Below are 18766 nucleotides of genomic sequence, written 5' to 3' on the forward strand. Positions count from 1 at the left end.
GCGCGTCGGCCCGTCGATGCATCCAAGACTGCTCAAGACTTTCCTGGCGGTGGCGCGCAGCCGCAACATCACCCGCGCCGCCGAGGCGGTGCACCTTGCCCAGTCAAGCGTCAGCGACCAGATCCAGGTGCTCGAGGCCGAGCTTGGCACGGCCCTGTTCACCCGCGCGAAATCGGGCCTGCAGCTGACGCCGTCGGGTCTGGCGCTGAAGCCCATTGCCGAAGACCTGTTGCGGCTCGATGGCGAGGCGCGCTCCGCCGTGCAGGCGGCGGCCGGGCACATGAAGGGAATGCTGACCATCGGCGCGCTGGAGACGATCGCCTCGGCCCGGCTGGCACCCTGGCTGCCAGGATTCCAGGCCAGCCATCCCGACATCACTGTGCGGATGAAAGTGACCGACAGCGGCACGCTGCTGCGCCAGCTTGAGGACGGCGACGTCGATGTCGCCTTCTGCTTCGACCGTCGCGGCTTTGCGAAGGGCGCGTCCGATGAACGCCTCGCCGGGCGCACCATCGTGGCCGAACCGTTGGTCCTTATCGCGGCTCCGGGGCAGGGCACCGCGCCAGGCGGCCTTGCCGCGCTTGCCACGCTGCGCTTCGTGGCGACCGAGCCCGGATGCATCTACCGGCACATGTTCGACACCGCCTTTGCCGAGGCGGGGGTCGACGCGCCAAAACTTGCCGCCGAAGTCGGCAGCATCGGCACTATTGCGCGGCTGGTGGCCGCCGGCGCGGGGCTCGGCCTCGTTCCACGCCTTGCCGTCACCGAGGCGCTGGCGCGCGGCGACATCGTCGAACTGCCTTGGCCCGGCCAGGCACAGACGGCGCCGCTGACGATGATCTGGCGGCGCCGGCGCGTTCAGCCGCCGGCGCTCCGGCAATTGCTCGCCGCCGTGCGCGAGACGCTGGCGCTGGTGCCCGCACGCTCGGAGGCGAGTTCAGGACTTGAATCGGCCAATCGTTCCAAAGCCTTGTTTGCAAACAACTCCTGACTAAAAAGCCGACACCGCCTAGACCAGGCGATGCCCGCCTTCGACATGCAGGGTCGTTCCCGTCGTGAACCCGTTGCCGATCAGGAAAAAGATGGCGTCGGCGATATCATCGGGTTGGCCGATCCGCCCGACCGGCAGCCGCTCGGCCATCGCACCAAGCGTCTCGTCTTTCCTGTCACCCGCAACCTTCGCCCAGATCGTGGTGTCGACCCAGCCGGGCGACACGGCATTGACGCGGATCGGCGCCAGTTCCACCGCCAGCGCCCGCACCAGCCCTTCGAGCGCGGCATTGACGGCGGCGACCACCGAGCCGCGCGCGGCCGGCCGGTAGGCGGCGATGCCTGAGACGAAGGTCATCGAGCCGGCCAGCGCGAGAAACGGCGCGCCGTGCTTGGCGAGCAGCAGCGGGCCGTAGAGCTTGCTCTCGACCACGCGTTGCGCCGCCTTGAGCTCAAGCGCCGGCAGCAGCTGGTAGGCGCCATCGATGTCGGCGGCGGTGCTGACGATGTGGTCGAGCCCGCCGATCCCAGCGAAAAGTGCCGCGACCTGGTCCTCACGGGTGATGTCGACAGCGACTACCTCCAGGCCGGCGGGATTGCCCAGCGCCTCGCGCGCCTGTTGCAGCCTGTCCTCGCCGCGTCCGGCGATGATGGTCTCGGCACCGGCCTCCACGCAGCGCTTGGCCAACGCCAGACCCATGCCGGAGCCGCCACCGACGATCAGGATTTTCTGGTTCGAGATGTTCATATCCGCTCTGCCTCTGTTTGGATGGACAAGGGCAGGGATTGGCAGTTCGGTACGCTGACGGGAAACGGAAGAAACCGATGGTGTTATCGGAGATGCCGATGGTGGCGCGGTGAGGGATGGAAGCTTGGCCAAGTTGCGCGAAGGAACGCCGTACGCGCTGACAAGTTTGCTGACGCAAACTGACAGGGACCCATGCCAAGATGCCGGCCGATGACGATGGCCGCGATTCTGGCGCCAGAAGCGACAGGGAAAGCAGGAGACAACATGATCCCAGCGGCAACAGCACTGAACGGGCAGGCCGGCTGATGGCGCCCGTCAAGGTCGACCCGGACAAGGTGCGGGAATTCCCGGACCCGGCCAGCTTCCATGCCTGGCTCGCCAAGCATCACGCCACCGAAACCGAAGTGTGGATCAAGGTGCACAAGGTCGGGTCGGGGCTGAAGTCGATCACGCCCAAGGAAGCCATCGACGTCGTGCTGTGCTTCGGCTGGATCGACGCGGTGCGCAAGGGGCTCGACGACAACAGCTTCCTGCAGCGCTACACGCCGCGTGGCAAGAAGAGCATCTGGAGCCAGATCAACATCGACAATGTCGCGCGGCTGGTCGCGGAGGGCCGCATGACCGAGCATGGGCTGAGGGAGGTCGAGGCGGCCAAGGCGGACGGGCGATGGGCGCGCGCCTATGGCAGCGGCAAGGCGATGAAGATCCCCGACGACCTGCAGGCGGCCATCGACGCAGAACCGGCAGCCAAAGAGATGCTGGGCAAGCTCAGCGCGCAGAACCGCTTCGCGCTTGCCTTCCGCACGCACAACATGAAGACCGAGGCCGGTCGCAAGAAGAAGATCGAGACCTTCGTCGCGATGCTGAAGCGCGGCGAGACGATCCATCCGCAGGGCAAAAAGTGAGGCCTTCGGCTATCGTCCAGCCATTGGCGTCGTCGTCTCCATTCCTCTCGTCTTCAAGATCGTTCCGTCGGAGCTGATTGCAAACTCCTCGAAATAAAGAAGCTTTGGATCTTCGCGGATTGCATAGTCCATCTGCACAACGGAAACGCCGTCTTCATAGAGGCGGGATGGAAATCGCAACCAGTCATGGTTTGAGTGCAACGCGATGCAGCAGCCAGGGTTGCGAGCAATCAAATCTTCGCCAGATGCGTATTGGTCGTTTCTTTCGGCCGCGCGAGTTGCCGCTATCAGAACCAGCTGTCGATCGCTCAACCGCTCCTGGTAATTGTAGGCGATGGTCCAGCAGACAAGCGCCGCAAAAGTGAGCCCAAAAAGGGCACCAACGATCGACAGGAATCTTTTCATTCCACCCCTGACACACTGCCAACCATGTTGCATACATCCTGAAGTTGAACGCATTGTGTAGATGCAAGAAGATTGGCCGGCTCTATTGAGCCGTTACCAGTGCGTCCACTACAATCGCGGCGCTACAGGCTGCTGCCGGCAAGGATGATGCCGAAGCCGGCAAGGCAAATGGCGCTGGCTCGGCGCAGCGACCGCTGGCCGAGCAGGTTTGAACCGTTGCGGCGGACCACCAGACCAACGGCGATCCACGCCGCTCCGGCAACAGCGACCAACGCGGCGATGGTGGCCAGAAACTGAGCTGTCATGCCTTCGCTCTGGACCAGCAGCGCGACGATCATCGCCTTGGGATTGATCAGCGTGGTGATGAAAACCTGCTTCACCGTGACCAGCCGGACCTCGACGCCGTCGTCCTTCGTGGTCCAGACGCTGTAGGCGAGCCAGAGCAGCCACAGCACCGCGCAGATCCTTACGCCGGTCCGCAGCTCCATCTGGTTGCCCGCCGGGATCAGGGCGGCAAGCGCGGCGACCGCCAGGATGATCGCCATGTAGGCAAGCACGACCGCGGCCAGCATGGGCACCGTGCGCCGCGCACCAGACGAAACGGCCGAAAAAGCCAGAAGGATGTTGGTTGGTCCGGGCGTCAGCAGCAGCCCGCCCAGCGCCAGCAGATCAAGGTCGAGCATCCGAGGTCCCGCATCGTGTCAATCGGCCGGGACTGTTAGCGGCAGCGGCGCCGAGGAGTCGAGTTGACACGCTGCCGCTGCGCGCGCCCAATTCATGCACTGCATCGAACAAGGATTGCCATTCCCGCGCCCTAATCAATCTGTCCAGCTCGTGCGATTGTTGCGCGTGGTTGCGGTCCGCGGGGGCGGACGGGACCGGGCGAGGCCCAAAGGGAGCTGCGTGATGACCGGGCAGACAGCGCATTCGGGCAAGGTCGCCCTCGTCACCGGCGCCAATCGCGGCATCGGCCTGGAAACCGGGCGCCAGCTGGCAAAACTCGGCTTCGCCGTGCTGCTTGGTGTGCGTGATCTCGCCAAGGGCGAGGCGGCGGCAAAAGGACTTGATGGTCATGTCGAGGCCATCCAGTTCGATGTCGCGGCGCCTGACGCGGCATCGCTGGCGGCCACTGAAGTGCAGCGCCGGTTCGGTCGTCTCGACGTGCTGATCAACAACGCCGCCATCCACTATGACGCCGGCGCACGGGCGCTGCGGCCGGACTGGACGGTGATCCGCGAGGCGTTCGAGACCAATGTGTTCGGCGCCTGGCGGGCGGCGTCCGCCTTTGCGCCGCTGCTGAAGGCCAGTGGCCATGGCAGGCTGGTCAACGTTTCCTCCGAGGGCGGTTCGCTGGCCTCGATGGGGGCAGGGGCGCCGGCCTATTCGACGTCGAAGGCGACGCTCAACGCGCTGACCTGCGTGCTGGCGGCGGAATTGCGCGGCACCGGCGTGCTGGTCAACGCCGTCTGTCCGGGCTGGGTCGCCACCGACATGGGCGGACCGGGCGGACGCCCGGTCGCGCAAGGGGCGGCCGGTGTCGTCTGGGCCGCGACCTTGCCGGACGATGGCCCGACCGGCGGCTTCTTCCGAGACGGCAAAAGGCTGCCGTGGTGACCAGCGATCCTGCCCGAGGAGGAGGCGAAGATGAAGATCGGAATTCTCGCGCACGGGCATGATCGGCGGCACGGTCCGTCGGCTCTGGGCCGAGGCCGGGCACCGGCGTCTTCGACCGCAATATGAGCGGGCCGCAGGTTCGGGCGGCGCTTGGCGTCGCTCGAGGCGGTTCAACATCTGAATCGTGAAATTGCTCTAACTGCTTGTTTTTAGCCGAGTCGTAGCCTGGGCCGTCGTGCGTCGAGCGGCGGGCGTCGACATCGCCGATGGACGAAGGACGGCACGGCGACTATTTTTCGAAGGCCGCGACGATCGAGCGGCAGAACTGGTCGCTGGGAGCCGTTGCCGGTGAGAAGAGTTGCTTCGTGGACGATGGCACTGGTTGCCATTGTCGTCGTGGCGTGTGTCGGGGCTGGCGCCACGGTCGCTCAGACTTCCCCCGACCTGTCTTCGAAGGAGATTTCGGTCGGGATAAAGGCCGCGCCGCCTTTCGCCTTCAAACTGCAGGACGGCAGTTGGTCCGGACTGAGCATCGACCTCTGGCAGAAAATAGCCGGGCGGCTCAACCTTCGTTTCCACTATGTCGAGGTGCCGACCGTGCAGGACCAGATCGATGGCGTCGTCAGCGGCAAGTTCGATGCGACGATGGCCGCGATCACGGTCACGGCCGACCGCGAAAAGGCCGTCGACTTCACGCAACCCTTTTTCTCGACCGGGCTCGGCATCGCGACACCGCTCAACAATCAACCGTCATGGCGGCCGGTGATGAATGCACTGACGTCGTTCGGTTTCCTGCAGGCGGTGCTGGCGCTGATCGTCATATCGGTCGTTGTCGGCGTCTTGATCTGGCTGTTCGAACGTCGCCACAACGATGATTTCGGCGGCGGCGTTGCCAAGGGCCTGTTTTCCAGCATGTGGTGGTCGACCATCGCCGCGACGCAGGCCAGCACCGGCGACTTCGGCCCGCGAACCGTGCCGGGACGCGTGCTCGCCGCGATCTGGATGATGGGATCGATCATTGTGATTGCGGTGTTTACCGCGGGCGTCACATCGGTCCTGACCGTAACGCAGATGGAAGGGATGGTGCAGGGCGAAGGCGACCTCGCCACGGTCAGGGTCGGCAACGTGCGGGATTCGTCGACGGCTTCCTATCTGGATTCGACGCATGTCCGCCATCAAGGCTTCGCCTCGATCCAGGAGGGCCTCGACGCGCTACGTGCCGGCAAGATCGACGCGCTGGTTCACGACAAGCCGCTGCTCGGCTGGCTCGTTGGGCAGAACTACGCGACGAGCCTGCAGGTTCTCGACGCGACCTTCGACCAGCAGCAATATGCCATTGCGCTGCCGCTCGGCAGTCCGTTGCGCAGGCCTCTCGATGTCGCCTTGCTGCAGACCGTCGAAAGCGACTGGTGGAAGCAGGCCGTTTTCCAGTATCTGGGTGAGAAGTAGCCCGACAGGGCTTGATCCCGCGGGCTGCGCGCAAGAAAAAAGCCGTCCTCGCTTTTGCGAGGACGGCCTTTTTCCGGAAGGAAGTCGGGAAGAGAGGCGATCAATAAGCCTTGGCGTGCTTGTTGCCGTGCTTCTTGCCGGTGTGCTTGTGGGTGTGCTTGTGGGTGTGCTTCTTCACGTGCTTGCGGTGCTTCTTGACATGCTTCTTGACGTGCTTGTGCGCGGCGGCCTGGACCGGTTTGTTGACGGCAGCGGACGCAGCCGGGGCGGCGCTCGACGCGGCCGTGGTGGTCGCGGCCGCGTTGGCCGTGCTGGCGCCGACTACCGGCATGGCGAGGCCGAGGGCAATGGCCAGGGCGAGCGCGGAGAGGAGGGGCTTGTTCATGATAGGCATTCCTTCAGGGGTTGATGGTTGCTGTCACTGGTTCAGATCGACCGGTGTCACTCCAAGAAGTCTCAAGGCGTTGGCCAGGGTCCGGATGCCTTGTGCCTGCTTGCGCTCGGCACAAAACCGGTTCGCCTTGTTCTGGAGTGCCGTTGCCTCGGCGATCTCTGTCGCATTGGCACCGGGGCTTGCTTTGGTTTCGATGGCCTCGTCGAGTTGAAGACTGAGCCGGCTGCAATATTCGCTTCGGGTCACCGCCGCTTCCGCACCCGACTGTGCGACCGCAAACATGGCGAGCGAAATGCCGATAAGGGCACCCATCCATCCGGTCGAACGTCGTTGCATCTCTCGGGACCATCCCTTTGCGTTGTGCGGCGACCCGCTTCGTCCGCCGCGGGATGGTTATGACAGGCGATTTTTTCGCCAGTTTTTCCGGACTGTTGAATCTTGTTTCTGGAGTGTTTCTGGGGTGAAGCTGCCAATCTCCCCCACGAGGGGGGAGATCGGCTGTCTGCGGCGCTTGTGCCTCTTCCTTTGCTGCCGTCCTTCGCGTAAGGCGCCGGGCAAATCCTTTCATCGCAGGCATAGTCCGGAAACCGCATGATCAGACTTGAAAGCATCAGCAAGCAGAACGGCCGTCAGCTTGTCTTCATCGAGGCGTCGGCCTCCCTGCAGAAGGGCGAGAAGGTCGGCCTTGTCGGCCCCAACGGCGCCGGCAAGACGACGCTGTTTCGCATGATCACCGGACAGGAGCAGCCGGACGAAGGCCAGGTGCAGGTCGATCGCGGCGTCACCATCGGCTATTTCAGCCAGGATGTCGGCGACATGGAGGGCCATAGCGCTGTGGCCGAAGTGATGAACGGCGCCGGACCGGTCAGCGAAGTCGCGGCCGAAATGGCGGCACTCGAGGCGGCCATGGCCGACCCCGACCAGGCCGACAAGATGGACGAGATCATCGAGAAATACGGCGAGGCGCAGCATCGCTTCGAGGAGCTCGACGGCTATGCGCTGGACGGCCGTGCGCGCGAGGTGCTCGACGGGCTCGGCTTCAGCCAGGAGATGATGGACGGCGATGTCGGCAAGCTGTCCGGCGGCTGGAAGATGCGCGTGGCGCTGGCGCGCATCCTGCTCATGCGCCCCGATGTCATGCTGCTCGACGAGCCGAGCAACCATCTCGACCTCGAAAGCCTGATCTGGCTGGAATCCTTCCTGAAGGGCTATGACGGCGCGCTGCTGATGACCTCGCATGACCGCGAGTTCATGAACCGCATCGTCAACAAGGTGGTCGAGATCGACGCCGGTTCGCTGACCGCCTATTCCGGCAATTACGAATTCTACCAGCAGCAGCGGGCGATCGCCGACAAGCAGCAGCAGGCGCAGTTCGAGCGCCAGCAGGCGATGCTGGCCAAGGAGATCGCCTTCATCGAACGCTTCAAGGCGCGCGCCTCGCACGCCGCCCAGGTGCAGAGCCGGGTGAAGAAGCTCGACAAGATCGACCGCGTCGAGCCGCCCAAGCGGCGTCAGATCGTGAATTTCGAATTCCAGCCGGCGCCGCGCTGCGGCGAGGATGTCGTCACCTTGAAGAACGTGCACAAGGCCTATGGCAGCCGCACCATCTATGAGGGGCTCGACTTCCAGGTCCGCCGCCGCGAGCGCTGGTGCATCATGGGCGTCAACGGCGCCGGCAAGTCGACGCTGCTGAAGCTGGTGGCCGGCGCTTCCGACCCGGACAACGGCACGGTCGCGCGAGGCCCGAGCGTCAAGATGGGCTATTTCGCCCAGCACGCCATGGAACTGCTGGAAGGCGAGCGCACCGTGTTCCAGACGCTGGAGGACGCGTTTCCGCAGGCTGGCCAGGCGCCGCTTCGGGCACTCGCCGGCTGCTTCGGCTTTTCCGGCGACGAGATCGAGAAGCGCTGCCGGGTGCTGTCAGGCGGTGAAAAGGCGCGGCTGGTGATGGCGCTGATGCTGTTCGACCCGCCCAACCTTCTGGTGCTGGACGAGCCCACCAACCACCTCGACATCGCCACCAAGCAGATGCTGATCGAGGCGCTGTCGCAATATGAAGGCACCATGCTGTTCGTCTCGCACGACCGGCATTTTCTGGCCGCGCTCTCCAACCGCGTGCTGGAGCTGACGCCCGAAGGCATCCACACATATGGTGGGGGTTATACGGAATATGTGGAGAGGACGGGGCAGGAGGCGCCGGGCTTGAGGAGCTGAACGAAGGGGCGGTGTCGGCTCGAAGCCGGCACCGCCCCTTGAATATCGTCCGTGTGGAATGATGGCCTTAGTCGAACGAGATCGCCATGCCGCTGAGGTCTGCGTTGACCTGCAGACCGACCTGCTTGCCTGACAATTCGAGCTGGGCGCCCTTGTCGTTGGTCATGATGATCACCTGGGCGCCCTTGCCGATCGTGCCGCCGCCGCCGGCCGCTCCGTAGACCCCGGTCACGTCGCGGGCGCGGCGGATGTGGCGCACGGTGCCGCGGAAGTATGTCTTGGAAACACCGAAAGCCAGGCCTCCGGACACGGCGCCGACCGAGATCGGGTAGCTCTTGCCATGGAATGTGAAGGTGCCTTTTCCGCCGGAGCCTCCGACGAAGAAGGCCGCCTTGTAGACGGCGAAGCGGATCGTGCCGCTGTCGGCATGCGCGGCGCTGGCGACGCTGACTGCCCCGGCGGCGATGACGGCAAGCGAGACGGAACGAATTGTGGACGAAATATTCATGATGGGAGCTCCTGGAGGTCGCCGCTTACCCGGCCGGGCTTGCCAGCGTCATATGAAAGTTACAACTGAACAGTCTCGCCCGTCATTGGTTCCCGGCACGCGGCGAATGGCGGTTTCGACCGACAAGCGTATCCCGACCTGTCTCATCGAAGCTGTCTGCCTTGTGGGAAGAAGAGTTCTGTGTACTCTCCCCACTGGTTGGGAAGGGCTCGGGATGAGAATTGCGATAAGAATTGCAATGTCGGTCGCATTGGTCGCGACGCTGGCTGGATGCGCGACCTCTCCGGTCGACTATGGGACCTCGCTTTCGCCGCAGGATCCGAAATGGACGTCGCCGGAATGCCAGCAGGCCCGGGCGGCGGCTTCTGACTACGCGGTTCGCGAGAAACAACATCCGGGATGGGAATTCGCAGCCCTTGGCCCGTATGGGCTGGGGATCATAGCGGCCACCAAGGAGGCCGAGCAGAAGCAGCGGAAGCTTCACGCCCGCAACGTACACCAGCAATGCTCGAGCCTTCCGTTGCCGAAGGAATTGCAAGGCGATCTGAACCCTGCGGTCGCCAGGGCGAAATATCCGTAGCCCCCCGAGAGCTCAGAGGCTCGGCGGCATGCTGACTTCAAACCTGCTGTCGGCCCAGCTTTATGATGGCGCATTGACCGCAAATTGCGCGGCGAAAGCCCTGGCATAAGCGGGCCGGGCTTCCCCACGCGCCACATAGGCTGCCAGGTTCTGATATTCATCGAGAAGGCCTGACATGCGTATTCGCAGCAGCACCGATACCATCAACAGATCGCCCGCGCTGAACGCGCCATCAAGCCAGTCGGCGGCGCCCAGGTAGACCGAGAGCTTGTCCAGCCGTGCGCGAACGCGGTCCTTGACCAAGGGCAGGCGCTCCTCGCTCCAGGACCTTTCAGCTTCGAATGTCCTTGCCGTCGTCAATTCGAGGATCGGCGGCTCGACGGTGTTGAGCGCGGCAAACATCCAGGTGATGGCACGCGCCCGCGCATCGCGGTCCCTGGGCAGCAGGCCCGCATGCTGCTCGGCAAGATGGAAGACGATCGAGCCGGTCTCGAACAGGCACAGAGACCCTTCCTCATAGGTGGGAATCTGGCCGAAGGGATGGATGGCCAGATGTTCAGGCGCCTTCATCCCGGCGAAGGAAACGAGACGAACCTCATAAGGCTGCCCGACTTCTTCGAGCGCCCAGCGAACACGCGTATCGCGCGCCAGTCCCTTGCCGCCATCGGGCGATCGTTCAAAGGCGGTGATGGTGGGGATCATTGGGAGGCTCCGGGTGGCTGGTCAGGTGTCCGGTTCTTGGTTGCACCAAAGGACGCACGGCGGAGGTGCTTCCCGACACCCTACCTCGTTTTCGACCATCTGGATTTCGCGACCCGAACCGAAGGCGCGCGTCCTCGGTCCTAGCGCAGCAGTCCTTCCGCCTCGAATGTGTCCCAGCCTTCCAGCTTTGGCCGTGGAGCATCATCCTTTCCCGGATTCCTGACACTGCGCGCCTTGCGCTCTCGCTTTCCTGCTCGCGTCAGAGCGGCCTTGCCGGCACCGCGCCGTCTGTTTTCGGACGCTTCCTGTGCATCCTCCTCCCGCCAGGTGGTCGCCGGTCACGATCGAGAATGTCCTCGATGTGGCGTGGATCGAAGACATGGAAGGTCACCGCCTTGGATCGCCCGCGCATCTTCACGGTGCGGGTGCCGATGCTCTTCAGGCGGCCGTCCTTCAGCCATTTGTGGCGCTCGCGGGCGGAGACGGTGAGAATGTCCTCTGCCTCGCGCGGAAGCACGGCCAGGGCTTCGATGCCCTCCAGCGTCCTGGAGATGGTTTCGGAGGCGGCCTGGAACGCATCCGCGTCGGTTCGCAACATGCGCAACACGATGCGGCCTGTCTCGGCCTTGGCGAACTTCCTCACCGCCCAGGGCAGGCGGGCTCGAATTTCGCGTTCGATCCCCTTCAGGCGCAAGGAGGAGCCAAGCGTTGCCGATGGCGGCAGCGGCCATTCCGCGACCACTGACGCTGTAGCCGTGCTCACGCCGGGCTCGGACGTGCGATCAGGCGCGGCGGCAATTGCCGCCACGATGCCACTCAGGATCTTTCGAAAAGAGCCGCGCTTCTTGACTGCCATGTTTCATGTTCGCTCATCGGGTGCCTTCGTGGAATGTAGGTTGCACAGCAGGTAACCGAAATCAGGCTCAAACAGTTCCTTCAGCATGCGCAAGCACCTATTCGAGTTCGCCAAACCATCGCGCCGCGGCCCCGGGCTGCTTCCTCGATGTTCGGGCGCGCTGCGCCATAGCGTTGCGTTTTGCCTTGTTGCTGCGCCGTCCGCACACGGATGATCAGGGCAGCACGTTGTCGAGGAACCTGGCCACCTCGGTGAGGCCGCCGTTTGAAATCTGATGGCCCAGACCGGGCTCAATCGCGATCCTGGCCCGGACACCGGCCGCCTTCAGCTGCTCCGCCGCCCGGATACTCTCGCCCGAAGGCATGATCGGGTCGGCGTCGCCGTGAACCAGGAGCAATGGCGTGCCGGTCGCGGGCGCCAGGGGTGGCGGGGATGCCAGGCGTCCCGAGAAAGCGACCACTGCCCCTACAGGCCAGCGCCCGCTGGCCAGCGCGTCGAGCGCCATGATCGATCCTTGTGAGAAGCCGAGCAGGGCTACGCGGTCAAGCGCATTCGAGTAACCGTGTTTTGCGATCAGAGCGGCGACAGCCGCGTCAAAACCGGGCCGCGCCGCGACGACGCGCCCGGGGCGGTTGGCCTCGGTGACGCCGATGACGCTGAACCACTCGCGATGCGGGCCGCTGCCATGGGGCGCATCAGGGCTTTCGAAGACGAAACCGGGCAGTGCGTGTGCCAGCGCCCGACCGAGCACTGCCATGTTGGCGCCATTGCTGCCGACGCCATGCAAGAGGATGACCAGGCCGCGATCCATCAGCTCTGCCCTGTCACGGAGACGGGCGCGAGGCCCGGCAGGTCGGGCCCTTTCGGCACGATGCCGTTAGGGTTGAGGGCCTTGACCGAATAGTAGCCAGCCTTGATGTGCTCGATGCTGACGGTTTCAGCGACCCCCGGCACGGCCAGCATCGCAGCCATATAGGCACTCAGCGCCGGATAGTCGGCGAGGCGCCGCAGATTGCATTTGAACAGGCCGTGATAGGCGGCGTCAAAGCGCACCAGGGTGACGAACAGCCCGTCGGCCTCGGTCAGGGCATCGCCCAGAAGGAAAGGCCCACCGTTGTCGAGCCGGGCCTCGAGACTTTCCAGCATCGAGAACACGTCATCGAAGGCTTCCTCATAGGCGACTTGCGTGATGGCGAAGCCGGCGCGATAGACGCCGTTGTTGAGCCGCGGATAGATATCCGCGTTGAGCGCGTCGATCTCGGCCCGCAACGGCGCGGGATAGAGATCCGGTCCACTTGCGAGGTCGCCGAAGCCCGAGTTGAGCATGCGCACGATATCGGCGCTCTCGTTGTTGACGATGGTGCCAAGCTGCTTGTCCCAAAGGACGGGCACGGTAGCACGCCCGGTATAGAGCGGGTCGGCCCTGGTGTAGATTTCATGCAGATGGCGGGCCCCGTTGATGTCGTCGGGGCCAGTGCCAGGATAGCCGCCGAACGCCCAGCCTTCATCATCCAGGCGGGGGTTGACGATACTGATGGAGATGGTGTCCTCAAGCCGCTTGAGCTTGCGCGCGATCAGCGTGCGGGATGCCCAAGGGCAGATGAGCGCGACGTAGAGATGATAGCGGCCCGCTTCGGCTGCAAAACCAGCATCACCCGTCGGTCCGGCGCTGCCGTCAGGCGTCACCCAGTTGCGAAAGCCGGAAACCTGCCTGATGAAGCCGCCCTTGGCATCGCTTGCCTGCACCGGCTGCCAGTTGGCCGTCCATTTTCCTTCAATGAGCATCGTCTTCGTCCTTCACGCAATCACTGGGGGATTGTCCACGGGTGCAGCGGCGCGCCACTTGACCGATATCAAGTGGCGCGTCGCGGCTTGCTATTTTGTTCTTGGATGGCGCGTTCCGGCCGCCGAGGCCGCGGCGCGATCAAGGCCTGGATCAGATGCCGACCCAGGTCGGAGCGATATCGGTGCCCTTTCCCTGGCCATATCCGAGGCCGATGTTGAGGGCGGCGACAGCCTCGATGTTGCGCGACGCGGCCAGGGGGCCGGCGACGATGGCCTTGAGACCGGCTGCTTTCACCAGCGCCTCGACCTGGGCAATGGCGCCCGCGTCGTCGCCGGCGAGCAGCACCGTTGCCGGAGTGCCGGCGACCTTGCCGCCATTCTGCAGCACCGAGGCAAACAAGGTGTTGAAACCCTTCACCACCTTGGCCTGCGGGGCGAGCCGCGCGATTTCTTCAGCGGCGCTGGTCGAGAAGCCGATGGCAAGGCCGGAAAAGTCGGCCTTCATGGGATTGGTCAAGTCGACGACGATCTTGCCCGCCAAGCCTCCGGCGGCTTTGACCACCGCGGCCGCGGCATCATAGGGCACGGCGAGAAAGACAATGTCGGCCTTGGCGACGGCGTCGGGGATCGAGGCGGCGGAGACGGTGTCGCCGAAGCCGCTGGCGACCGAGGCGGCCTCCGACGGATGGCGCGAACCGAAGACGATGGCGTTGCCGCTGCCCGAAAACACTGTGGCGAGGCCTTTGGCCATATTACCGGTACCGATGATTGCGAGTGTCATGTCCTGTACTCCTGTCAGCTTGCCCTGCGGCGATGACGGGAATATGGACCTGTTCCGTATCGACTTCTATCTGGCGAAATTGCAGAAGATTTCTTCCAAATTGGAAAGTCTACCAGCCCTGGTCCCAAGGCGGGCTGTCCTGGAAACGCGAGACGAGGAAATCCACCATCACCCGCACCTTGGCCGCCAGGTGCCGGCCGGTGGTGTAGACGGCCCAAAGCGCCATCGGGTCGGCCTCGTGGTTGGCCAGCACGGGAATGAGCTGACCGGTCCGGATGCGCTCGCCGGCGACGAAGCTGGGGCCCTGCACCAGACCCAGGCCGATCGCCGCCGCGGCCGCGCAGGCCTCGGCGTTGGAGAAGCGCAGCCGGCCGCGGATCGGCACCGTCAAGCCGCGCGCAAAACGCCAGCTGGCCCCGTCGGCGAAGTTGGTGTCGAGGATGCAGGCGTGTCCGGTCACGTCCCCGGGACGGTCCGGAGCGCCGAATGCGTGCAGATAGGATGGCGCCGCCGTGGTCACCAGCCGGATCGGGCAGAGCTTTCGCGCAATGAGGGTGCTGTCGCGCAAGGTGCCGATACGCAGGGCGAGGTCGAAACCTTCGTCCACCAGGTTGACCACGCGGTCAGAGAACGACACGTCGAGCTCGATCAGCGGATGCGCCCGCGCGAACTCGGCCAGAAGCGGCGCGAGGACCTCGGTGCCGAAGGTAATCGGCACGGACATGACCAGTCGCCCACGCGGTGCCCCCGACGCGCTGCGGATGGTGGAATCCAGCTCGTCCATCTCCTCGAGCAGGCTCTTGATCCGCTCGAAATAGGCGCGCCCGGCCTCAGTGGGAGAGACCGAGCGGGTCGTGCGATGAAGCAGCTGCACGCCCAGTTCTTCCTCGAGCCGGGAAACCAGCTTGGACGCCTGCCCCGAACTCACGCCGAGTTTTTGCGCAGCGGCGGACAGGCTCCGGCGCTCAATGACCGCAACCAACATCCGGTCGCATGCCAGTCTGTCCATGCTGGGAACCTCAATCGCGGCGACTGTCGAGTATCTACCATAACCGCAAATGGCGCGAAGGCGCACGCACGGGCTTCGTAACGATACGTCGGGCCGCTGCCGTCGAGCGGACCGGGGCGCGAGGCGAGCGGGGTGGGCGCACTACCCCGTGGCCAGCCATTTGCGCGACTGGGCGAAGGCCTTGAAGGCCTTGGCCTCCATCGGGCGGCCCAAAAAGTAGCCCTGCAGGATATCGCAGCCAAGCTCTTTCAGGATGCGCGCGTGCTCCATCGTCTCGACCCCCTCGGCAACCACTTCGATGCTGAGTGACTTGCCGATCTCGATGATCGACGACACCAGGTGCCGCTGCGCGCTTGAGCCGGTGATGGGCGTGACCAGTTGACGGTCGATCTTGAGGCGGCGCGGCTGCAGCTTGAGCAGGGAGACGATCGAGGCGTGGCCGGTGCCGAAATCGTCGATCTCGATGTCGATGCCGAGCTCCTTGATATGCTCGATGTTCCAGGTGACCAGATCGTCGTTCTCGTCGAGGAAGATGGACTCCACCAGCTCGAACGACACGGTTCCTGCCTTGATACCGAGCTTGCGCAGGCCACTGATCAAGTCCTTGTCCTCCAGGCGCCTGGCCGAGACATTGACCGACACGCGTGGGATGTTGAGGTGACCGCGCGACCAACGCCCGAAATTCTCCAGCGCCTGTTCGAGCACGGTACGGTCGATCAGCGCCACGACATTGAGCTCTTCGGCCACCTTGAGATAGGTGTCGGGGGGCAGGATGCCGCGCCGCGGATGCTTCCAGCGCGACAACGCCTCGACGCCGACGATCTCGAGCGTCTTGGCATCGAACTGCGGCTGGTAGTAGGCGATGAATTCGTTCCGCTCCAGCCCGCCGAGGATCTCATCAGCGATCTGCTTGGTCCGCACGATCTCGCTCTGCAGCTCTTTGTTGAAGAACTCATAGCGGTTGCGACCGCGATCCTTCGCCCGGTAAAGCGCGAGATCGGCGTTGACGAGCAGCTGCACGGCGTCGATGCCGCTGTTGGCGGCAATGCCGATACTCACTCCGAACCGGCACGGATGGCCCCGATAGTCCACAGGCTGGCGCATCTCCTCGATGATGCGGTCGGCGAGTGCCGCCAGCTGGTCATCGTCGAGCCCATGGCTCACCACGACGAACTCGTCGCCGCCGATGCGCGCAACGAAATCGTTGCGGCCCACATTGGCCTTGATGACCTTCGAGGCATGCACCAGCATGGCATCGCCCGCGGCGTGGCCGAGCGTGTCGTTGATCTGCTTGAAGCGGTCCAGATCCAGATGCAGCAGCGCCGTGTGGCGGTCCGGTTCGCCGGTTTCGGCCAGCAGCTCGTCGAGATAGCGGCGGTTGGGCAGGCCGGTCAGCGAATCGTGCAGCGCCGCATACTCGATATGCGCCTTGGCGAGATTGAGCTCGGCGTTCTTCGATTCCGTCAATTGGCGCTCGCGCATGAGGGTCTCGTTGAGCAGCACGTCGCTGGTCACGTCCCATTCGGCGCCGATCAGCTTTGGCGTGCCGTCGATATCCTGGAAGAAGCTGGCGCGGGTGCGTACATGGCGGACGGTGCCGTCGGGGCGCAGGAGCCGGTATTGTGAGGAGTAGGGGCCTTTTTTCACGGTGGCCAGATCGAAATCCCGCAGCGCCCGCCCGATGTCTTCAGGATGGATCGCCTGTGCCCAGTCGTCATAGCCGCGCGGCTTGCCGTCGGCCGGCTTGCCGTAGATTTCGTTGACGCGGTCATCCCACACCATTTTGTGGGTGGCGAGGTCGTGTTCCCAAACGCCGATGCCCGAGGCCTCCAGCGCCAGCTCCAGGCGCCCGGACAGGCGTCTCAGCTCGGCGTAGTTTTTCTGCCTTTCGCCGAATAGCCGCCCGGCCACCATGATCGGCAGCACCACAAGCGCGCCGGCGAGCAGCATGAGCGCCCGCAGGGCCAACTCGTTCTTCGGGGCGGCTGGCCAGCCGCCTTTGGGGATGGCCGAAATCTGCCAGGAGCCTGAAGGCAGCTGCACGTCGGTCGAAACGGGATTTCCGGCGATGACATTGCCGCCGCCGAAGAAGCGTTCGCCGCCGCCGCCCAGCGCATCCTTGCCCGTGAGTGCGACATCGATGTCGAGATCCGGGTCGGTCAGCCCGCTCGCCGCGTAGAGCCGGTCGACATCGACCACCGCCGAGACGATGCCCCAGAAGCGGTCGCCGCCGCTCGCCGTCGGCACGAACACCGGAATGCGGCCGATGAAGCCGCGCCCGCCCTGGGCAAGGTCGACGGGGCCGGCAAACACCATCACGCGCTGGTCGCGCGCGCGAAATGCCGCCATGCGTTGCGCCTCGTTCCTGCGATAGTCGAGGCCTATCGCCTTCTCGTTGCCCTTCAGAGGGTACATCAGCGAGATGACGAGGTCGGGCGCGCCGGCGATGTTGCGCAGTTGCGATTTCTGCTGGAACAGATTGGTCGCGAGCGAGGCAAATCTCTGCTGGCCCATGTAGGGCTCCGTAACGATGGTCGAGACGAGGCCCTGAACAAGCTGGAGATTGCCGCCTATGTTGCCCTCGAGCTTGGCGCGGATGATGTTGACCTTGGCCAGCACATCGGCGCGCGCCAGTTGATCGGAGACCCTGCTGTTCTGCTGGTCGGCAATGATGGCGCAAGCCAAAAGCACAACAAAAGCAATGGCCGCCGGCAAGTTGGCGGAAGAGAAAACGGCCTGTTTGACACGGCCGAGATTGAATCTCGTTATGGCCAATTCGACCTGAATACCTTTCCTGAACAACAGCCCCCGGTCGCACCTTAGTAGAAAACGCTTAAATTTGAACTTCCAAGCTGAATGTAAGTTTCGGCATCGGGATTTCGGCTTGCAGGCTGAGCCGGGGCTCAATGGACGGGACTACAGGTTCGCCTCCGCGAAGATGCGCGACGCCCAGTCGAGGAAGACGCGAAGGCGCGGCGAGAGCTGCCTGTTCTGCGGGTAAAGCGCCGACAGCGGCGTCGGCGATGGCGGGTAGTCGGCCAGCACCTCGACCAGCGTCCCGTCGGCAAGGTCCTTCTCGAAACGGTAGCGCGGCGCCCGGAGCAAGCCCAGCCCAAGCCGCGCCAGATCGGCGGCGGTGTCGGAATTGTTCGCGGCGACGCGGCCCGGCAGCCGGACTTCAAGGGTCTTGCCACCGACGGTGAATTCGAACGGGAGGGTCTCGCCGGTGCGCGACGAGACGAAACCCACCGCCTGGTGCCCATCGAGCGCATCTGGGGAGGTGGGTGTGCCGTGCCGTTCGAGATAGGCGGGACTGGCACAGGTGATCTCGCGGATCATCGCCAGTCGCCGCATGATCATGCCGCTGTCGGGCGGCTCGCCGACGCGTATCACGCAGTCCACCCCCTCGCGCACGAGATCGACCAGCCGGTCGCTCTGGCCGATCTGCAGGTCGATCCTGACATAGCGGGCGAGGAATTCGGGCAGGCGCGGCAACAGGAATGTGCGGGTGAGCAGCGTGCTGGCGTCGATGCGCAGCAGGCCGAACGGCTCGGCATTGCGGAAGGCGGCCTCGGCATCCTCGATCTCGGCCAGGATCGACAGGCAGCGGTGATAGTAGGCCTCGCCATCCTGCGTGGCGTTCACCTGCCGCGTCGTCCGCTCCAGCAGCCGCGCGCCGAGATGCTCCTCGAGCCGCCTGATCGCTTCCGTCGCGGTTGAACGCGGCAGGCCGAGATCGGCGGCGGCAGCGGTGAAGCTGCGCCGCTCCAGAACGCGAACAAAGAGCCGCATCGTGTCCAGACGATCCATGGCCTTTGTTCGCAAT

Annotated in this window: 19 protein-coding genes and 1 pseudogene; 6 read left to right on the forward strand and 14 right to left on the reverse strand. The window is 64.4% G+C overall.

Annotated elements, in window-relative coordinates:
• The first annotated feature begins 16 nt into the window (after positions 1–16).
• Positions 17–991 carry a LysR family transcriptional regulator gene (locus tag AC56QQ_RS12565; protein ID WP_497127527.1) on the forward strand — a complete coding sequence of 325 codons (975 nt, stop codon included), beginning with the start codon at positions 17–19 and terminating at the stop codon, positions 989–991.
• Between the two features lie 18 nt (positions 992–1009).
• Here the strand turns inward: AC56QQ_RS12565 and AC56QQ_RS12570 are convergent, their stop codons facing one another.
• On the reverse strand, positions 1010–1738 hold the full coding sequence (locus tag AC56QQ_RS12570) for an SDR family oxidoreductase (protein ID WP_497127530.1): 729 nt from the start codon (positions 1736–1738) through the stop codon (positions 1010–1012).
• Positions 1739–2043: 305 nt separating this feature from the next.
• Between AC56QQ_RS12570 and AC56QQ_RS12575 the strand changes: the two genes are divergently transcribed.
• Positions 2044–2643 carry a YdeI/OmpD-associated family protein gene (locus AC56QQ_RS12575; protein WP_497127532.1) on the forward strand — a complete coding sequence of 200 codons (600 nt, stop codon included), beginning with the start codon at positions 2044–2046 and terminating at the stop codon, positions 2641–2643.
• Positions 2644–2652: 9 nt separating this feature from the next.
• Here AC56QQ_RS12575 and AC56QQ_RS12580 read toward each other — a convergent pair whose 3' ends face one another.
• On the reverse strand, positions 2653–3048 hold the full coding sequence (locus AC56QQ_RS12580; RefSeq protein ID WP_497127534.1) for a hypothetical protein: 396 nt from the start codon (positions 3046–3048) through the stop codon (positions 2653–2655).
• A gap of 122 nt (positions 3049–3170) precedes the next feature.
• Complete coding sequence (locus AC56QQ_RS12585) at positions 3171–3731, reverse strand: LysE family translocator (protein WP_497127536.1); 561 nt, start codon at positions 3729–3731, stop codon at positions 3171–3173.
• A gap of 223 nt (positions 3732–3954) precedes the next feature.
• Here AC56QQ_RS12585 and AC56QQ_RS12590 point away from each other — a divergent pair, with 223 nt between their 5' ends.
• Both AC56QQ_RS12590 and AC56QQ_RS12595 read left to right on the forward strand, forming a co-directional pair.
• Complete coding sequence (locus tag AC56QQ_RS12590; protein ID WP_497127539.1) at positions 3955–4662, forward strand: SDR family oxidoreductase; 708 nt, start codon at positions 3955–3957, stop codon at positions 4660–4662.
• Between the two features lie 348 nt (positions 4663–5010).
• The gene (locus AC56QQ_RS12595) at positions 5011–6111 is read left to right on the forward strand and encodes a transporter substrate-binding domain-containing protein (RefSeq protein WP_497127541.1); all 1101 of its coding nucleotides are present in this window, start codon (positions 5011–5013) and stop codon (positions 6109–6111) included.
• Between the two features lie 100 nt (positions 6112–6211).
• Here AC56QQ_RS12595 and AC56QQ_RS12600 read toward each other — a convergent pair whose 3' ends face one another.
• Both AC56QQ_RS12600 and AC56QQ_RS12605 read right to left on the reverse strand, forming a co-directional pair.
• Complete coding sequence (locus tag AC56QQ_RS12600; protein WP_497127543.1) at positions 6212–6496, reverse strand: hypothetical protein; 285 nt, start codon at positions 6494–6496, stop codon at positions 6212–6214.
• A 33-nt stretch (positions 6497–6529) separates the two neighbouring features.
• A complete protein-coding gene (locus AC56QQ_RS12605) occupies positions 6530–6841 on the reverse strand; it encodes a hypothetical protein (protein ID WP_497127545.1) in 312 nt (103 codons plus the stop codon).
• A 255-nt stretch (positions 6842–7096) separates the two neighbouring features.
• Between AC56QQ_RS12605 and AC56QQ_RS12610 the strand changes: the two genes are divergently transcribed.
• A complete protein-coding gene (locus tag AC56QQ_RS12610) occupies positions 7097–8719 on the forward strand; it encodes an ABC-F family ATP-binding cassette domain-containing protein (RefSeq protein WP_497127547.1) in 1623 nt (540 codons plus the stop codon).
• 67 nt (positions 8720–8786) lie between these two features.
• On the opposite strand, the gene AC56QQ_RS12615 is transcribed toward AC56QQ_RS12610, so the two are convergent.
• A complete protein-coding gene (locus AC56QQ_RS12615) occupies positions 8787–9227 on the reverse strand; it encodes a lipid-binding SYLF domain-containing protein (protein WP_489862413.1) in 441 nt (146 codons plus the stop codon).
• Between the two features lie 214 nt (positions 9228–9441).
• Between AC56QQ_RS12615 and AC56QQ_RS12620 the strand changes: the two genes are divergently transcribed.
• Positions 9442–9807 (forward strand): hypothetical protein, encoded by a 366-nt coding sequence (locus tag AC56QQ_RS12620; protein ID WP_497128979.1) that lies wholly within the window; start codon positions 9442–9444, stop codon positions 9805–9807.
• 60 nt (positions 9808–9867) lie between these two features.
• Here the strand turns inward: AC56QQ_RS12620 and AC56QQ_RS12625 are convergent, their stop codons facing one another.
• From AC56QQ_RS12625 to AC56QQ_RS12660, 8 genes and pseudogenes are all read right to left on the reverse strand, one after another.
• Positions 9868–10509, reverse strand: a complete 642-nt coding sequence (locus AC56QQ_RS12625) for a glutathione S-transferase family protein (RefSeq protein ID WP_497127549.1) — start codon at positions 10507–10509, stop codon at positions 9868–9870.
• A 140-nt stretch (positions 10510–10649) separates the two neighbouring features.
• Positions 10650–11365: pseudogene (locus AC56QQ_RS12630) on the reverse strand (hypothetical protein).
• A gap of 214 nt (positions 11366–11579) precedes the next feature.
• Positions 11580–12176, reverse strand: coding sequence for an alpha/beta hydrolase (locus AC56QQ_RS12635; RefSeq protein ID WP_497127551.1), 597 nt, complete (start codon positions 12174–12176; stop codon positions 11580–11582).
• A complete protein-coding gene (locus tag AC56QQ_RS12640; RefSeq protein ID WP_497127553.1) occupies positions 12176–13150 on the reverse strand; it encodes a glutathione S-transferase family protein in 975 nt (324 codons plus the stop codon). Before AC56QQ_RS12640 ends, AC56QQ_RS12635 begins: the two co-directional genes overlap by 1 nt.
• Positions 13151–13301: 151 nt before the next feature.
• A complete protein-coding gene (locus AC56QQ_RS12645; RefSeq protein ID WP_497127555.1) occupies positions 13302–13931 on the reverse strand; it encodes an NADPH-dependent F420 reductase in 630 nt (209 codons plus the stop codon).
• A 109-nt stretch (positions 13932–14040) separates the two neighbouring features.
• Complete coding sequence (locus AC56QQ_RS12650; RefSeq protein WP_497127558.1) at positions 14041–14940, reverse strand: LysR family transcriptional regulator; 900 nt, start codon at positions 14938–14940, stop codon at positions 14041–14043.
• A gap of 141 nt (positions 14941–15081) precedes the next feature.
• Positions 15082–17715, reverse strand: a complete 2634-nt coding sequence (locus AC56QQ_RS12655; protein WP_497127561.1) for a bifunctional diguanylate cyclase/phosphodiesterase — start codon at positions 17713–17715, stop codon at positions 15082–15084.
• Between the two features lie 141 nt (positions 17716–17856).
• The gene (locus AC56QQ_RS12660; RefSeq protein WP_497127564.1) at positions 17857–18750 is read right to left on the reverse strand and encodes a LysR family transcriptional regulator; all 894 of its coding nucleotides are present in this window, start codon (positions 18748–18750) and stop codon (positions 17857–17859) included.
• Positions 18751–18766: the final 16 nt, after the last annotated feature.

It is taken from the genome of Mesorhizobium sp. RCAM 05099 (genome assembly GCF_059683685.1).

Bases quoted from the DNA above. Each gene is read 5' to 3' on its own strand.
- AC56QQ_RS12565 (WP_497127527.1), top strand. From the start codon at position 17: ATGCATCCAAGACTGCTCAAGACTTTCCTGGCGGTGGCGCGCAGCCGC.
- AC56QQ_RS12570 (WP_497127530.1), bottom strand. From the start codon at position 1,738: ATGAACATCTCGAACCAGAAAATCCTGATCGTCGGTGGCGGCTCCGGC.
- AC56QQ_RS12575 (WP_497127532.1), top strand. From the start codon at position 2,044: ATGGCGCCCGTCAAGGTCGACCCGGACAAGGTGCGGGAATTCCCGGAC.
- AC56QQ_RS12580 (WP_497127534.1), bottom strand. From the start codon at position 3,048: ATGAAAAGATTCCTGTCGATCGTTGGTGCCCTTTTTGGGCTCACTTTT.
- AC56QQ_RS12585 (WP_497127536.1), bottom strand. From the start codon at position 3,731: ATGCTCGACCTTGATCTGCTGGCGCTGGGCGGGCTGCTGCTGACGCCC.
- AC56QQ_RS12590 (WP_497127539.1), top strand. From the start codon at position 3,955: ATGACCGGGCAGACAGCGCATTCGGGCAAGGTCGCCCTCGTCACCGGC.
- AC56QQ_RS12600 (WP_497127543.1), bottom strand. From the start codon at position 6,496: ATGAACAAGCCCCTCCTCTCCGCGCTCGCCCTGGCCATTGCCCTCGGC.
- AC56QQ_RS12605 (WP_497127545.1), bottom strand. From the start codon at position 6,841: ATGCAACGACGTTCGACCGGATGGATGGGTGCCCTTATCGGCATTTCG.
- AC56QQ_RS12610 (WP_497127547.1), top strand. From the start codon at position 7,097: ATGATCAGACTTGAAAGCATCAGCAAGCAGAACGGCCGTCAGCTTGTC.
- AC56QQ_RS12615 (WP_489862413.1), bottom strand. From the start codon at position 9,227: ATGAATATTTCGTCCACAATTCGTTCCGTCTCGCTTGCCGTCATCGCC.
- AC56QQ_RS12620 (WP_497128979.1), top strand. From the start codon at position 9,442: ATGAGAATTGCGATAAGAATTGCAATGTCGGTCGCATTGGTCGCGACG.
- AC56QQ_RS12625 (WP_497127549.1), bottom strand. From the start codon at position 10,509: ATGATCCCCACCATCACCGCCTTTGAACGATCGCCCGATGGCGGCAAG.
- AC56QQ_RS12635 (WP_497127551.1), bottom strand. From the start codon at position 12,176: ATGGATCGCGGCCTGGTCATCCTCTTGCATGGCGTCGGCAGCAATGGC.
- AC56QQ_RS12640 (WP_497127553.1), bottom strand. From the start codon at position 13,150: ATGCTCATTGAAGGAAAATGGACGGCCAACTGGCAGCCGGTGCAGGCA.
- AC56QQ_RS12645 (WP_497127555.1), bottom strand. From the start codon at position 13,931: ATGACACTCGCAATCATCGGTACCGGTAATATGGCCAAAGGCCTCGCC.
- AC56QQ_RS12650 (WP_497127558.1), bottom strand. From the start codon at position 14,940: ATGGACAGACTGGCATGCGACCGGATGTTGGTTGCGGTCATTGAGCGC.
- AC56QQ_RS12660 (WP_497127564.1), bottom strand. From the start codon at position 18,750: ATGGATCGTCTGGACACGATGCGGCTCTTTGTTCGCGTTCTGGAGCGG.